This is a genomic window from Paenibacillus rubinfantis (assembly GCF_001486505.1).
GTDB classification, from domain to species: Bacteria; Bacillota; Bacilli; order Paenibacillales; family Paenibacillaceae; genus Fontibacillus; species Fontibacillus rubinfantis.
The window spans coordinates 1,257,073-1,271,231 of sequence record NZ_LN909065.1 but is presented as its reverse complement, the minus strand read 5'-3'; the positions used below and the strand labels follow the sequence as shown (position 1 = coordinate 1,271,231).

11 protein-coding genes are annotated in these 14,159 nt (G+C 52.8%); 9 read left to right on the top strand and 2 right to left on the bottom strand.

Translation table 11 applies throughout. The features are described 5' to 3' along the window. Positions 1 to 4 precede the first annotated feature (4 nt). The 8 genes from BN3277_RS17220 (at position 5) to BN3277_RS17185 (ending at position 10,919) form a co-directional block, all read left to right on the top strand. A complete protein-coding gene (locus BN3277_RS17220; protein ID WP_059044668.1) occupies positions 5 to 322 on the top strand; it encodes a DUF1292 domain-containing protein in 318 nt (105 codons plus the stop codon). Next, positions 315 to 614 carry a DUF1292 domain-containing protein gene (locus BN3277_RS17215; protein ID WP_059044667.1) on the top strand — a complete coding sequence of 100 codons (300 nt, stop codon included), beginning with the start codon at positions 315 to 317 and terminating at the stop codon, positions 612 to 614. The genes BN3277_RS17220 and BN3277_RS17215 overlap by 8 nt, the downstream gene beginning before the upstream one ends. A gap of 86 nt (positions 615 to 700) precedes the next feature. Beyond that, positions 701 to 1,756: an endolytic transglycosylase MltG gene (gene mltG, locus BN3277_RS17210; protein ID WP_059044666.1), complete on the top strand. Its 1,056-nt coding sequence runs from the start codon at positions 701 to 703 to the stop codon at positions 1,754 to 1,756. A gap of 101 nt (positions 1,757 to 1,857) precedes the next feature. Further along, entirely contained in the window at positions 1,858 to 2,793 is a 936-nt protein-coding gene (locus tag BN3277_RS17205) for a peptidase U32 family protein (RefSeq protein WP_059044665.1), read from the top strand. A gap of 49 nt (positions 2,794 to 2,842) precedes the next feature. Then, positions 2,843 to 4,177: a peptidase U32 family protein gene (locus tag BN3277_RS17200; RefSeq protein WP_059044664.1), complete on the top strand. Its 1,335-nt coding sequence runs from the start codon at positions 2,843 to 2,845 to the stop codon at positions 4,175 to 4,177. A 239-nt stretch (positions 4,178 to 4,416) separates the two neighbouring features. Continuing rightward, positions 4,417 to 6,594, top strand: coding sequence for a methyl-accepting chemotaxis protein (locus tag BN3277_RS17195; protein WP_059044663.1), 2,178 nt, complete (start codon positions 4,417 to 4,419; stop codon positions 6,592 to 6,594). Positions 6,595 to 7,588: 994 nt separating this feature from the next. Beyond that, on the top strand, positions 7,589 to 9,373 hold the full coding sequence (locus BN3277_RS17190) for a peptidoglycan D,D-transpeptidase FtsI family protein (protein WP_059044661.1): 1,785 nt from the start codon (positions 7,589 to 7,591) through the stop codon (positions 9,371 to 9,373). A 127-nt stretch (positions 9,374 to 9,500) separates the two neighbouring features. Then, positions 9,501 to 10,919, top strand: a complete 1,419-nt coding sequence (locus BN3277_RS17185; protein WP_059044660.1) for a polysaccharide deacetylase family protein — start codon at positions 9,501 to 9,503, stop codon at positions 10,917 to 10,919. An 87-nt stretch (positions 10,920 to 11,006) separates the two neighbouring features. On the opposite strand, the gene ilvD is transcribed toward BN3277_RS17185, so the two are convergent. Together ilvD and BN3277_RS17175 are read right to left on the bottom strand one after the other, a co-directional pair. Continuing rightward, on the bottom strand, positions 11,007 to 12,692 hold the full coding sequence (ilvD, locus tag BN3277_RS17180; protein WP_059044658.1) for a dihydroxy-acid dehydratase: 1,686 nt from the start codon (positions 12,690 to 12,692) through the stop codon (positions 11,007 to 11,009). 187 nt (positions 12,693 to 12,879) lie between these two features. Then, complete coding sequence (locus BN3277_RS17175) at positions 12,880 to 13,146, bottom strand: KGG domain-containing protein (protein ID WP_059044656.1); 267 nt, start codon at positions 13,144 to 13,146, stop codon at positions 12,880 to 12,882. 220 nt (positions 13,147 to 13,366) lie between these two features. Between BN3277_RS17175 and BN3277_RS17170 the strand changes: the two genes are divergently transcribed. Beyond that, complete coding sequence (locus BN3277_RS17170) at positions 13,367 to 14,158, top strand: HAD family hydrolase (RefSeq protein WP_082691490.1); 792 nt, start codon at positions 13,367 to 13,369, stop codon at positions 14,156 to 14,158. The last annotated feature ends 1 nt before the right edge of the window (position 14,159 follow it).

Sequence of the window (14,159 nt, the reverse complement as noted above, 5' to 3'; positions counted from 1 at the left end):
GCGAATGTCTAAAGATCGTATCGGAAATGAAGAAGAACCGGAAATTATTTATATCCCCGATGAAGAGGGCAATGAAGAAGAGTTCGAAGTGATTATGAAATTCGAAGTCGACGGTTCGGACGCCAAGTATATGATGGTCGTTCCTTTGGATTCCGCAGGGAATGAAGATGAAGAGAGCGAAGAGGTATACGCGTTCCGTTACGAGGAAGACGGCGATGACCTGAAGCTGTACACGATCGAAAGCGACGAAGAATGGGAAATCGTCGAGGAGACGTTTAATACACTCGTCGACGAGTTTGATGGAGAAGATGGCAATGACTGATTTTACGGCAGACCAAGCGGTCCTGACGTCGCGGGTTCGCGACGCTTTCGGCCCGATCGTAGAGCTGGAGGACGAATCGGGCAAAACCTCCTACTACCAAGTTGTTCAGGAGTTTGACATCGCCGGTGCGGCCTACGCGGTACTGTTGCCGGAGGACGCCTCCAAGGATGAGGAACCGGAGATTTTTAAGATTGTAACGACCGGGGACGAGTTGGAGCTGGTGACGATCGATGACGACGAGGAATGGGAGAACGTATCCGAGCTTTATGACGAATTGACCTTTCCGGAGTAACGGGAAGGCGTTGCAGAAGCACGATAGATCAGTCCGGGAAGAGCGGGAAATTTCCGCTCTTTTTGGCTGTTAAAGGGGGATGTCGTTTGAAGAAAGCGCTGAAATGGCTGTCCGTCCTGCTGCTGCTGGTGATCATCGGGGTGGGAGCGGCCGGGATTTATGTTTACACAGGCATGTCGCCTGTCGAAGCGAAGGAGCAGCCGGTCAAGTTCACGATCGAATCGGGAACGGGAACTGCGGGAATCGCGGAGTTACTGGAAAACGAGGGACTAATTAAAAATTCCTTTTTATTCGTTTCGTATTTAAAATGGAAGTCGGAAGGCAGCCGGTTTCAGGCCGGAGTTTACGAAATGAAACCGGGTGTAACGTACGATGAAATCATCGCTAAGCTGAACAGCGGCGACGTTGTTAAGGCGGAAATGATCCGGTTTACGATTCCGGAAGGCTTTAGCGTAAAGCAGATGGCGGATAAACTGGCTGAGGAAGGTTTAGCCGACAAAGAGGTATTTTTGCAGCTGGCGAAGGATGCCTCCGGTTTGGACAACGAGCTGTTGACCCAAATCCCGGCGGATGCGCAATTGACATATCGGCTGGAAGGGTATTTGTTCCCGGAAACCTATGAGCTGAAAAAAGGCAGCACGGAACGGGATATCATCGCCCGCATGCTGCAGGAGACGGGAGCGCGGATTGCCGGCATTCCTGATTTCGAGCAAAAGCTGCAGGCTCGCGGCCTCACCTTAAGCGAGTTGATGACGGTTGCTTCGCTGGTGGAGCGGGAAGTGGTTGTGGATGCCGAACGGCCGATGGTGGCCGGGGTTATTTATAATCGCTTGAAGGACGGCATGAAGCTGGAAATCGACGCTACGGTGCAGTATGTGCTAGATAAACCGAAGGAGCGTCTGCTGAATTCAGATTTAAGAAGCGTGGACAGCCCCTACAATACCTATCTGTATGAAGGGCTTCCGCCGGGACCGATCGCCGCGCCAAGCCTCAAATCCATCGAGGCAGCGCTGGCGCCAAAGGCTTCGGAGTATCTTTTTTACGTGACGAAGAAGGATGGCAGCGGGGAGCACTTGTTTGCTAAAACTTATAAAGAGCATTTGAAGAACATCGAGACTAGCAAGGCCATGGCCAATAAATAATGATGCGGTTGTTCAAGATTCGATGCCGAGTATTACTTCATGACTTGCCTCGTGAGCTAAGGATGAGCTTTTGAACAACCTCTTAAAGGTGGTAGTAACAGATGAGCAAAAAACCGGAATTGTTGGTCACTGCCGGTTCGCTGGAAGAGCTGAAGCGATATTTTGCAGCGGGGGCTGACGCGGCGCTGATCGGTGAAGCGCAGTATGGCATGCGTCTTCCTGGCGACATGACGCCCCAGGACATCGGCGAAGCGGTTCAGGTGGCGCGCGAAAGTGGAGCTAAAATTTACGTTAGCCTGAACAACCTGATGACCAACGACATGTTGGAGAGTTTACCCGATTACGTGAAGAAGCTAGCGGACTGCGGCGTAGACGCCGTTGAATTCGGCGACCCGGCTGTGCTTCAAACGGTGCGAAAGGTTGCTCCTCAGCTGAAGCTGCATTGGAATGCTGAGATGACCTCCACCAACTATGCCACGGCCAATTATTGGGGAACGAAAGGCGCATCCCGCGTGGTTCTGGCGCGTGAGCTGAACATGGACGAGATCACCGCGATGCCCGCTTCGCTGAACATCGAAGCAGAGGTTCAGGTGCACGGGATGACGAATATTTATCACTCGAAACGCCGTTTGGTGCAGAGTTATATGACGCATCAAGGTCGACCGGTTGATCCCGGCAGCGATCTGAGCTTGAAGCGCGGTTTATTCCTTGTCGAGGCGGAAAGGCCGGACGAGAAATTCCCGATTTATGAGGATGCCAACGGGACGCATATCATGAGCTCGGATGACATCTGCATTTTGGAGGATTTGCACGTGCTGATGGCTTCGGGGCTGGACAGCTTCAAAATCGAGACGTTGTTAAAGCCGCCGGCCTATAACGAAATCGTGATTTCCTCCTACCGTCAGGCGATTGAAGCCTATTTCCGCGATCCCGAAGGGTATGAGCTGGATGAGCGCTGGATCGAGGCGATTCGCGAGGTGCAGGACCCGGAGCGGGAGCTTACCTTCGGCTTCTTCTACAAAGAACAAGTCTATTAAGAGGAAGTCTAGTGCTGAAAACTAACAAAATGTTGAGAGGTGAACGAAGATGCAAACTGCGGAAAAGCATATTCCGAAATATGCGGGAAAACGTTATCGGCTGGCGAAGCCCGAGCTGCTTGCCCCGGCGGGGAATCTCGAGAAGCTGAAATTCGCCGTCCATTACGGCGCCGATGCCGTATATATCGGGGGACAACATTACGGCCTTCGTTCCAATGCAGATAATTTCAGTTTTGAAGAAATGCGGGAAGGCGTGGAGTTTGCCAAAAAATATGGCGCGAAGGTGTTCGTAGCCACAAATATTTATGCCCACAACGAGGATCTGGAGGGCATCGAGGAATATTTGCGTAATTTGTACGAGGTAGGCATCGCGGCGATCATTGTGGCCGATCCGGTCATCATTGAAACAGCCCAACGGGTTGTCCCGGAGCTGGAGGTTCACCTGAGCACCCAACAATCGACCGTCAACTGGCAGGCCGTTGAATTTTGGAAGGACCAAGGCTTGCCGCGGGTTGTTCTGGGACGAGAGACCAGCCTAGAGGAAATCGAAGAAATCAAACGCCACGTGGACATCGAGATTGAGGCGTTTATTCATGGTGCGATGTGCTCCTCTTTTTCGGGACGATGCGTGTTGTCTAACCATTTCACCGACCGCGACTCCAACCGAGGAGGCTGTTGCCAATCCTGCCGCTGGAAATATGACCTGTTCACGGACGCACGCGCGGAAGGCGAATGGATCTCCGAGGAAGAAGCTCGCGAAAACAAGGTGCTGGAGAAGTTCCGCCTTGGCGTAACGCAGTTGCCGATGTTTGAGGAAGACGATAATGCGTTTACAATGGGATCGAAGGATTTATGCATGATCGGGCATGTTCCCGATTTGATCGATGCTGGTGTGGACAGCTTCAAAATTGAAGGACGCATGAAATCGATCCATTATGTGGCGACGGTGGTAAACGTGTATCGGCAAGCGATCGACGCCTACATGGCGGATCCGGAAAATTACGTCCTGAAGCCGGAGTGGATCGATGAAATCAATAAGGCGGCGAACCGGCCGTTGAACACCGGATTTTTCTACGATACGCCAGATCATGAGGATCATATCTACGAGCCGGAGGAAAAAGCAGCTCCCTACGATTTTGCCGGATTGGTCATGGGTTACGACGAAGCGACCGGGATGGCGACGATCCAGCAGCGGAACCATTTTAAACCCGGTCAGGAAGTGGAGTTTTTCGGCCCTGGGGGAACGTTCTTTAAGCAGACGGTGGGAACCATTTATGACGAGGACGGCAATGAACTAGACGCAGCCCGTCACCCGCTCCAACGGATCCAAATGAAAGTGGATCGGCCGGTTTCCTATTTTGATATGATGCGGAAAAAGAAGTAAACACAAAAATCAATATGCTTTTGGGCCTGTTCGTTTGTAGGACGAAAGGCCCTTTTTTGTGACTTTTGTCAATAATATTTAAAATCCGATACATAGGTAACCGATATTATAGAGGAGAACGTCAGGTATTGTCGAATATTTTGAGTAGCTGACGAGGGATGTGAACAACCATCAGTTTATGCATGACCTCAAGCCCAAAAACTTGGGTCTGCAACTATTATGAGTGGCGGGTGATCAACATGAGTCTGGTTCCTGAGAACGAGGACCAAGCAACTAACAACAAGAAGAAGGAAAAGAAACAAAAGGGGGAACGCACGAAGTCAAAAGCGGTCAAGCCAACAGGAAAGGCGCCGCTGGATTTTAAGGCCCTATTGGCTTCGCTGCAAGACAAGTTGCCGAAACAAATCAACCCCTCGAAATCGGTGGGCATTCGGTTGTTCTTGATTTTCTTCATTGCGATTATGTTCTTCGTGCTGACCATCGGGATTATGTCCTCCCAAATGGCAAAGGGAACAATTCAGGACAATGCGGAACAAGCCAACCTACAAACGATTGTCCAAACTTCACAAAAGCTGGATATCGTTATGCAAAAGTATGAGGAAAATCTGCAGCAGATGTTCCTGGACGATGAAATGCAAAATGCTATCATGGATGCTTCCTTATCGAACATCACGGATTATGACAAATTTACAGCAACCAATAAAATGAGAACGCGTTTGAATACGCTGACATTCTCCACGAAGGGTGTCTCCGCAGTTTATATGTTATCGGCGGATAAGATCGTGGATGATGTGACTTCGGGCAGCGCGGATGTCAATTTCTTGGGTACCGTTCGTGAAGAGGCTTGGTTTAAGGATCTAGCTTCCGCAACCAAAACGGTTTGGCTGCAAGTTCCGTCGGAAGGGAAGAGCACGGAAGTTTTCCGCCTGGCTCGCTCGGTACAAAGCGTAAACAGCATGAAACGTTTTGTTCTGATCACCGACATCAATTTGGATGTTCTAAACGGTTATTTGAAAGAAGTGAACTTGGGGAACAACTCCAAGCTGCAAATGGTAACCCAAGATAACATCGTGGTGGGTTCCTCCGCCGAAGGCGATCAGGGACAACCTACCGAATTTGATCTGGGACAAAGCAGCGACCCTTCGGGCAGCCTTCGGACCAAGGATGCCAACGGCAACTCCGTCCTTGCTTCCTTTAACACCCAGGCGTCCGGTTGGAAGCTGATCGGTACCGTGGACGCAGCGGAACTGACGAAGAGTGCAAACCGCATTTTGATGTTCACCATGTTCTCTTTGGTAATCGTAGCGATTATCGCAATTCTGATCGGCATTTGGATGGTGCGGATGATCGCTCACCCGTTAGGCAAGCTAAGAAACCTGATGGAGGAAGGCTCCCGAGGGAATCTGAACGTCCGGATGAACACGAAAGCCAAAGATGAAATTGGTCAATTGACGGTCAGCTTTAACGTGATGATGGAGAATATCACCGCTCTCGTTAAGCAAACCAACAACTCTGCTCAGGATGTGTTGGATACGGCTTCTGAATTGACACAAGCCTCGAACAAAACGGCATTGTCCGCGAAAGAAATCGCGGTAGCTACCGAGGAAATCGCCAACGGGGCAACGAGCCTGGCGAACGAAGCCGAGCGCGGTAACGAGTTGACCGAGAATATTTCCCGTCAAATGGAACGCGTGATCCAAACGAATAAAGAGATGGAAACATCGGCTCGTCAAGTAGAGAAATCCAGTCAACAAGGAACCGAGTATTTGAGCGGATTGATGGAGAAAACGAATATGACGGTCGAAATGATCAACGCTTTGACCGCCAAAGTTGACTCGCTTAAAGCAAGTACAAGCTCCGTTCTGAAAGTGCTCGACGTGATGCAAAACATTACGCAGCAAACCAACATCCTGTCGCTTAACGCGACGATCGAAGCCGCCCGCGCAGGCGCTGCCGGTCGAGGGTTCATGGTTGTCGCCGATGAAATTCGTCAACTGGCGGATCAATCGCGTCAATCGATCACGATGGTTGGCGAAATAACGGATACGATTCAGAAAGAGATGAACGAGACGGTCAAGACTTTGTCCGAAGCAAGCCCGATCTTCCAAGAGCAGATCGCGTCGGTACAAGAGACCAGTCAAATTTTTGTATCCGTGCAGCAGCAAATGGAAGGGTTCGTCCGGCATCTCGATTCCGTGACGGCTTCCATCGACCATCTGAACGAATCGCAATCGGTCTTGTCCGAAGCGATGAGCAACGTCAGTGCGGTTGCACAGCAATCGTCCGCCACGTCCGAAGAGGTTGCGTCACTGTCCAGCGAGCAGCAAACGGTTGGCGATCAGCTGGTGCAACTGTCGAGCAAATTGGAGAACGTGTCCACGGGCTTGAAAGAGTCGTTGTCGAAGTTCACCGTATAGAAGACAGGCTTAGCGCCTGAAAGTAATTTATTCTGCTCCCCGAGGGTTCCGGGGAGCGGGAGAAGAAGCCCGGCCAATCTGCGATGCAGGTTTGGCCGGGCTTTTGCTTATGGTAGCGGAGTCAGCGGAAGCGAATAACGACCACGGGCCGCTCATGTCCGCCGCTTGTCCTAGGATGAGATGGAAGGAAGACAAGCGGCTCCCCCATGCGGACGTGAGCGGGGAGGCTCGCGTCTTCATCCGCGAGCCAGTAGGTGGTAGAGGGCCGGCGATCTTGCGTAGCGCGGATCACCGGGTTTTTGATGTATGCGGGTGCTCCAACGGACTCAGGAAGCGTTATTGACCTGGAGGGTGGGGCCGTAGGGATGTAACGGACTCAGGAGTCCTTATTTCGACGAAATCAGCGCCGTTGACTCCATTTAGCACGGAATAACGTCTGCTGAGTCCGTTACATTGGGAAATATGCGGGAAATGGCCTATTAGCGTCTCTCAGGTCCGTTAGGTTTCCTTTGGCCGTCTAGAGTACAGAGTTCACCGTCACGACAGCCCGTTACTGTCTACGCTCTGTTTTGCGAGGTAAGGGTTCGGACATCGAGCGATCATGAATATTCCTCTAATCAAAACTACAGTATTCGAGGAAATCGGATCTGTCGCACGTGAGAACTCATTCCAACGGCATTGCCGGTCAGGTCTGGCCGTTCGGCAGCCCAGCCTCCCAACCGCCCGTCCCCAAGCTAGCCACTACCCATCAGTCCAACCGCCCGTCCCCCAGCCACCCACTGCCCACCAGTCCAATCGCCCATCCCCCAGCTACCCACTACCCACCAGTCCAACCGCCCGTCCCCCAGCTAGCCACTACCCACCAGTCCAACCGCCCATTCCCTCAGCTTCCCCCCCTCAGACGCCCGCTCATTTAGCCATCAGCCCAAACCGACACTTGTTTACACCGACTTTTCCCAGGAAATAATGGGAACAAGAATGGAGGGCTCGAACGATGTCGTTATTGCGCAAAAAACGGATATTTTACCTGCTGCTGTCATTTGCAGCCGTGCTTGGGTTATTTGCGCTGCGCATCGCCTGGATTCAGACGACTTCGGCTTTCAGGGCCGTGACCGTCGGCGGCAAGACGATTAATGAACTGGCTGTTCGGCAGCGCGAGGAGAGTATTGAGCTGGATCCGGGGCGAGGGCATATTTTTGATCGCAACGGGAAAGCGCTGACAGGAGAAATAGCCTGGACCCCGATTCTGTTTCCGGTCCGCCGGTTACCCGAGGATTCTCAGCTCACGGCATTAGCGACCGTGCTAAAGACAACGGTCCCTGAACTCCGAAGCACTTGGGAACGGTTGGAGCGACCTTATGTCTGGCCGAAGCCGGGGGGAGAATCGGGTCAACCGCTGCGGTTGGACGAAGCCACGGCCCACACGTTGCCGCGGATCGAAGGACTGGAGGTCCTTCCGTATATGGCGCGTTACGGTCCGGGTGATCGGGGGAACCAATGGCTTGGTTTCGTGACGCAACGGCCGGATGTCATTCGCAAGCTGCGGGAGCACAAGCACCAACCGGACTACGCGATGACCTTGCAGGTTGGAGCTGCGGGACTGGAAAAAACGCTTGATGGATTTTTGCGCGGACTTGGCGGCGTCAGGGCAGCCTACACCGTGGATGGCCGCAAAGATCCGCTCGGCGGCATGGGCACGCGGGTGAATGCGAACACCAGCCGATATTATCCGCTGCAAATTCAAACAACGATAGACGATGTTTTGCAGCAGAAGCTCGAGCGTTTGGCAGTAAAGCTGAACGTGACGGAAGGAGCGGTGGTTGTGCTGGATGTTAAGACAGCTGATATCGTTTCGATGGTGTCGCTGCCTTTTTACGATCCGCACCATGTAGACCCGGCGTTGGAGAACTGGGGCAACAAGGCGGTAAAGGCATTCGCTCCCGGCTCCATCTTTAAGACGGTCATTGCGGCGGCGGCGCTGGAGGAGCATGTCACTGCTCCCGGGGAGGTGTTTCACTGTAATGGCCAGTACGGAAAATACGGCTTGTCTTGCTGGAAGGAAGGAGGACACGGGAACCTCACGCTGGAGGAAGGGTTCGCCAAGTCGTGTAACGTTGTGTTTGCCACATTGGGAGAACGGTTAAATGCGGACGTAATCGCTCGGACGGCCGCCAAGCTGGGGATCGGCCGATCCATCGGTTGGCGTGATCCCGCTTTCCTGGGCGGTGACGTGTTGCGGCCCCTTGATCAAGAAGAGGCGGGGGCGCTGTTCAGCAATCCGGCCGCTGTGGACGGAGGCGTCCTTGCGCAAACGGCCATCGGCCAACGCGATGTGCTCGTTTCTCCGCTTCAGGCGGCAAATCTCGTTGTGACGCTGCTCCACGGCGGGCAAGTTAAGGCACCGCGCCTCGTTCGCGAGATCCGTTATAAAGACGGTTCCCTATTGTCCGATTTGCCCGTTCAAGCTTCGCCTTCCTCCGCCGGGCAGATTCATCCTCAGACCGCCAACCGGCTGTTATCCTGGATGAGGCTGGTCGTGACGGACGGCACCGGACGTACCTTGCAGCAGGCAAAGTGGCCTTTGGCCGGCAAATCCGGCACAGCGGAAGTCTTAAAGAACAACGAACAACGGAATAACCAGTGGTTTATCGGTTACGGGCCGGTGGATCGGCCCCAGTATGCCGTGGCCGTCCTGGTGCAGAACCGACCGAAAGGGTCTAAGCATCTCGCTGCGGAGTTGTTTCGGCGGACCATGGACGTATTAGCCTCCCAAGGTTGACCGATTTCCTATGCTTTCCCCAAAAAAATGCGCCTAAACTACGGGTGTCTGTGATAAAATAGTGTAGATGCTATGCTTTTCACGGAGCATGCCAAAGTCATTGATCATAGAAAAGTGGGGAAAGCATATGGAGACTTTGCTGCTATGGTTATTTTATATCTCTACGCTGTACGCTTTTATACCCGGATTGATCACTCGGATCTTCGGTTTTCGCGTATTTAAGCACGGGATTAGCGATAAGGAGTTTGCGCTCACCTTCGACGATGGTCCCGATCCGAAATACACTCCGTTATTGCTGGAGTTGCTAAAGCGCCACGGAGCGAAAGCGACGTTTTTCCTGGTCGGCTCGAATGCAGAGAAATATCCCGAATTGATTCAGCGGATTCATGACGAGGGCCATTTGATCGGAACGCACAACTATGTGCACAAAACCAACTGGCTGATGGGACCGGCCGCCGTCAAGAAACAGATTGAGAAAACCAATAAGATTATTTACGACGTGACCGGAGTGGATTCCCATTACTATCGGCCACCTTGGGGGATCGTAAATCTGTTCGACTTCGCGAACCGGGGCAACACGCAAATCGTCCTCTGGTCGGCGATGTTTAGCGATTGGCGCGTCAAGGTTGGCGCGGATCGATTGACGAAACGCATGATGAAGAAGCTGCGCGGTGGCGAGGTGTTCCTCTTGCATGACTGTGGAGCCACTTTAGGCGCCAACGCCAGTGCTCCGGCGGAGATGCTCACCGCCCTCGAACGTGTGCTGACGGAAGCGGATCGCCGGGGTTTGCGAAGTATCCGTATCGACGATCTGATTCAGGTGACGGAAGAGGCTCGGGGCAAAGGGAAACCGGCCGAAGCTGCCGCACCGAAAGGAAGAACACCGGTAAAGGTTTCCTGGTTTAAACGTGGTATCGTGGCCTTATGGCTGTTGTGGGAGAAGATCTTTCACGTGATATTCCAGCTGAAAACGCCGGACACCCAAAATCCTTTCCTTCATTTCCGTATCCGTCCTTACCATGGGGAGCCGGTGGCCCTAAACGATGGTAAGATCCTCCAAGCCGGAGATCAGGTTATGGAGCTTCATTTCGATAATAAGAAACTCTACGAAATCGGGACTCGCTCCAGAACTACGATGCAGCTGGCGATCCAAATGATTCGTAATTTTGAGAAAACACTGCCTAAACTGGCCCAATACATCTACGACCATCCCGAACTCCAAGAGGTCAAAGCTTTGTATGGCGTCAGTATGATAAACCGGGGACCTGAGCAATTTGGATTTATTATTACGGATTTGCCGAAAGGTTGGTTTGCGAGCTCGACCCAAATCTATCTGAAATTATTGATGAGCGTTATACATCCTGCTGGAACGTCGAGATTAAAAGAGCAACCTCAAGAATTGGTACCCAAAATGATGGTCATGCCGATGGATCACCTCTTGGCACGGTTCACTGAAACTGGCTCGCATCGCAGCCACTCGACCCTAGAGAAACCTGAGTCCTTAGAAGAGGAGTCTTTACTAACTGTCTCCTTGCCAACTCGGTAACGGATTCTTTTGCTAATATCTTGTAAACAAAGAAAGGCCGTATCCGGATCTGATGATCCGGGTACGGCCTTTTTATGAAGCAGTGAATTAAATTTTCATGACGCCGCCGGAGCTGGCGTTGGTAACCAGTTTGGAATAACGGGCCAGGTAACCGGTTTTGACCTTCGGTTCGAAGCATTTCCAATTGGCTTTACGGCGTGCGAGCTCGTCATCGCTGACATGCAGCTCGATCTTGCGGTTGTTCAGGTCGAGCTCGATGATGTCGCCGTCTTCCACGAAAGCGATAGGGCCGCCCTCGGCAGCTTCCGGAGAAATATGCCCGATGCTGATGCCGCGGGAAGCGCCGGAGAAACGTCCGTCGGTGATCAGACCCACCTTGGCACCGAGGCCCATCCCGACGATTTGCGAGGTTGGAGCCAGCATTTCCGGCATACCCGGTCCGCCTTTTGGCCCTTCATAACGGATAACAACGACACAGCCTTCTTTGACTTTGCCGCCAGCGATTCCTTCAAGCGCCTCCTCCTGGGAGTCGAAGCAGATGGCTGGACCTTTATGGTAGCCGCCAACCGAAGGGTCAACAGCGCCAACTTTGATAACCGAGCCTTCCGGTGCCAGGTTCCCGTACAGAATGGCGAGGCCGCCTTTCTCTGAATGTGCTTTGTCGAGCGGACGAATGACGTTGGGGTCGAGGATTTCGCAGCCTGCGACGTTCTCGGCCAGTGTCTTGCCGGTTACGGTCATTTGCTCGCCGTAGATCGCTCCCGGCTTCTTGAGCAGCTCGTTGATCACGGCGCTGACGCCGCCGGCCCGATGCACGTCTTCGATAAAGAGATCGGATGCCGGAGCCAGCTTGGCGATATGAGGCACGCGGTTAGCCACTTCATTGATTCGTTCCAGCGGGTAATCGATGCCTGCTTCTTGAGCTAAAGCCAACGTATGAAGGACGGTATTGGTGGAGCCGCCCATCGCCATATCCAGTGCAAAGGCATTGTCGATCGATTCTTTGGTGACGATGTCGCGCGGTTTCAGATCAAGCTCAATCAGCTTCATCAGTTGCCGCGCGGATTCCCGCACGAAATCTCTACGTTCTTCAGCTACCGCAAGGATGGTGCCGTTCCCCGGCATCGCCAGGCCAAGCGCTTCGGCTAAGCAGTTCATCGAGTTGGCCGTGAACATCCCGGAACAGGAGCCGCAGGTTGGACAACCGTATTGTTCCAGCTCCAGCAAGTCGTTATCGCTGATTTGTCCGGCTTGGTGCGCACCTACGCCTTCAAAGACGGAGGTCAGGGACAATTTACGGCCTTTGCTGTCCACGCCGGCTTTCATCGGGCCGCCGCTGACAAAGACGGTAGGGATGTTGACGCGAAGCGCGCCCATCATCATGCCCGGGGTGATTTTGTCGCAGTTCGGAATGCAAACCATCCCGTCGAACCAGTGCGCCGAAACGACGGTTTCGAGCGAATCGGCAATGATCTCCCGGCTTGGCAGGGAATAACGCATCCCGATATGTCCCATCGCAATGCCGTCATCCACACCGATGGTGTTAAACTCGAACGGCACGCCGCCGGCTTCGCGAATCGCTTCCTTGACGATCTTGCCGAACTCCTGCAAGTGCACATGTCCGGGCACGATATCGATATAAGAGTTGCAGACCGCAATAAACGGTTTGCCGAAATCTTCTTCCTTTACGCCGGCGGCACGCAGCAAGCTGCGATGCGGCGCACGGTCGAAGCCTTTTTTGATCATATCAGAACGCATCTTCTTGGCTGTCATGATCTCCGATCCCCCCATGAGTAGTTTATAGTTTTTGGAGCTTTACACCGCTAAAGGTTTTCTCTAAAGTCTATCACAAGTGGTTATGATTTTCTACCGTAGATCACAGGAAACAGCTTATGGACAGGGTATTCTAACGGTCTATGAAAAGAAAGAAATCTCCGGAATTCCGGAGATTTCGCAAGGTTTATGCATTAAATCCTGGTTTGCTGCGGGAGACCCCGCCTTTGCGGCCGATATCTCGGTAAAAGCCTCGATCGTGCTTCTGGGATGTTGCTTCGCCGCCCTTCTGGCCGATTTCCTGATAAAATTCGCGGTTATGGGTTTTCGAGGTCGCTTCGCCGCCTTTTTGCCCGATTTCCTGGTAAAAGGCTTTGCCATGATTTTTGGCTGTGGCCAGTCCTCCCAACCGTCCCGCTTCTTCCCGGGTCATTTTGTTTTGGCTTCGTGCCATCGAATCCCTCCTTGATCTTATTTTGGAGTACGTATGTTTTATTTACCACAGACTTCCATGTTGAAACGAAATAAATAGATAAAATTTTAAGTGATTTAAAAAAGCGACCTGTGAACTGGGCCATCGGATACAGCCGTTGGATAATGGCCTTGAGGAACTCGGTACAAGGTACGAAAATGGTATAATAAGGACAATGTATTTAAGGAGAGGGGAACTGGCATTGGCCACGATCGAAGCGCAGGGACAGAAGGCAATTTGCCGCGCCATTTTGTTTGATAAGGATGGAACGTTGTTGAATTTTATGGGCCTGTGGGGAAGCTGGGCGGCGGCCTTAACCGACTTGATGGAGCGGAAGTTGGCCGAGTTGGGTTCACCTGGAGGGCTAAACAAAGCGGCGTTGCTAGGTCTGCATACGGACGAGGAGAACCGGGTCATCGGTTACGACAAAACCGGACCGGTCGCGATGGGAACGGAAGAAGAGGTGATCGCCCTGTTGGCTTCGACATTGTATGCCGCAGGGCTTCCCTGGAACGAAGCGGTAACCGCCGTACGCGAATTAAATGGGGCGGCCATGGAGGAGCTTAAGCAGCGTCGGGATGCCGTTCCCTTGCCCGGGCTGCGCGAATTCCTGCAGAGCTGCCAAGAGGTCGGGGTGAAGCTCGCGGTTGTCACCTCCGACTCAACAGCGGGAGCGTTGGAGCATCTGGAATGGATGGGCATCCGAGACGCGTTTACCAGCGTGGTCGGTCGGGATCGCGTTGCCCGGGGGAAGCCGGGACCGGATATGGCGCTGCTGGCCTGCCGCGAATTGGGGATCTCGCCAAGCGAAGCCGTGGTTATTGGCGACAGCAACGCCGACATGCAAATGGGAAAACGTGCGGAAGTGGTGATGACCATCGGCATTGCGGAGGAGTTTAGTGGAGACCCGCTGGACGCGGTTTACTTGCGGGACGCGGACGTTATCATTTCCAGTTATCAAGAGTTAAGGATATATGAAAAGGAGGTTAAGTAGG

What these genes read in the sequence shown, in the direction of transcription:
- ilvD (WP_059044658.1), bottom strand. Translation starts at nt 12,692, where the DNA reads ATGACAGCCAAGAAGATGCGTTCTGATATGATCAAAAAAGGCTTCGAC.
- BN3277_RS17200 (WP_059044664.1), top strand. Translation starts at nt 2,843, where the DNA reads ATGCAAACTGCGGAAAAGCATATTCCGAAATATGCGGGAAAACGTTAT.
- BN3277_RS17220 (WP_059044668.1), top strand. Translation starts at nt 5, where the DNA reads ATGTCTAAAGATCGTATCGGAAATGAAGAAGAACCGGAAATTATTTAT.
- BN3277_RS17205 (WP_059044665.1), top strand. Translation starts at nt 1,858, where the DNA reads ATGAGCAAAAAACCGGAATTGTTGGTCACTGCCGGTTCGCTGGAAGAG.
- BN3277_RS17215 (WP_059044667.1), top strand. Translation starts at nt 315, where the DNA reads ATGACTGATTTTACGGCAGACCAAGCGGTCCTGACGTCGCGGGTTCGC.
- BN3277_RS17185 (WP_059044660.1), top strand. Translation starts at nt 9,501, where the DNA reads ATGGAGACTTTGCTGCTATGGTTATTTTATATCTCTACGCTGTACGCT.
- BN3277_RS17190 (WP_059044661.1), top strand. Translation starts at nt 7,589, where the DNA reads ATGTCGTTATTGCGCAAAAAACGGATATTTTACCTGCTGCTGTCATTT.
- BN3277_RS17175 (WP_059044656.1), bottom strand. Translation starts at nt 13,146, where the DNA reads ATGGCACGAAGCCAAAACAAAATGACCCGGGAAGAAGCGGGACGGTTG.
- BN3277_RS17195 (WP_059044663.1), top strand. Translation starts at nt 4,417, where the DNA reads ATGAGTCTGGTTCCTGAGAACGAGGACCAAGCAACTAACAACAAGAAG.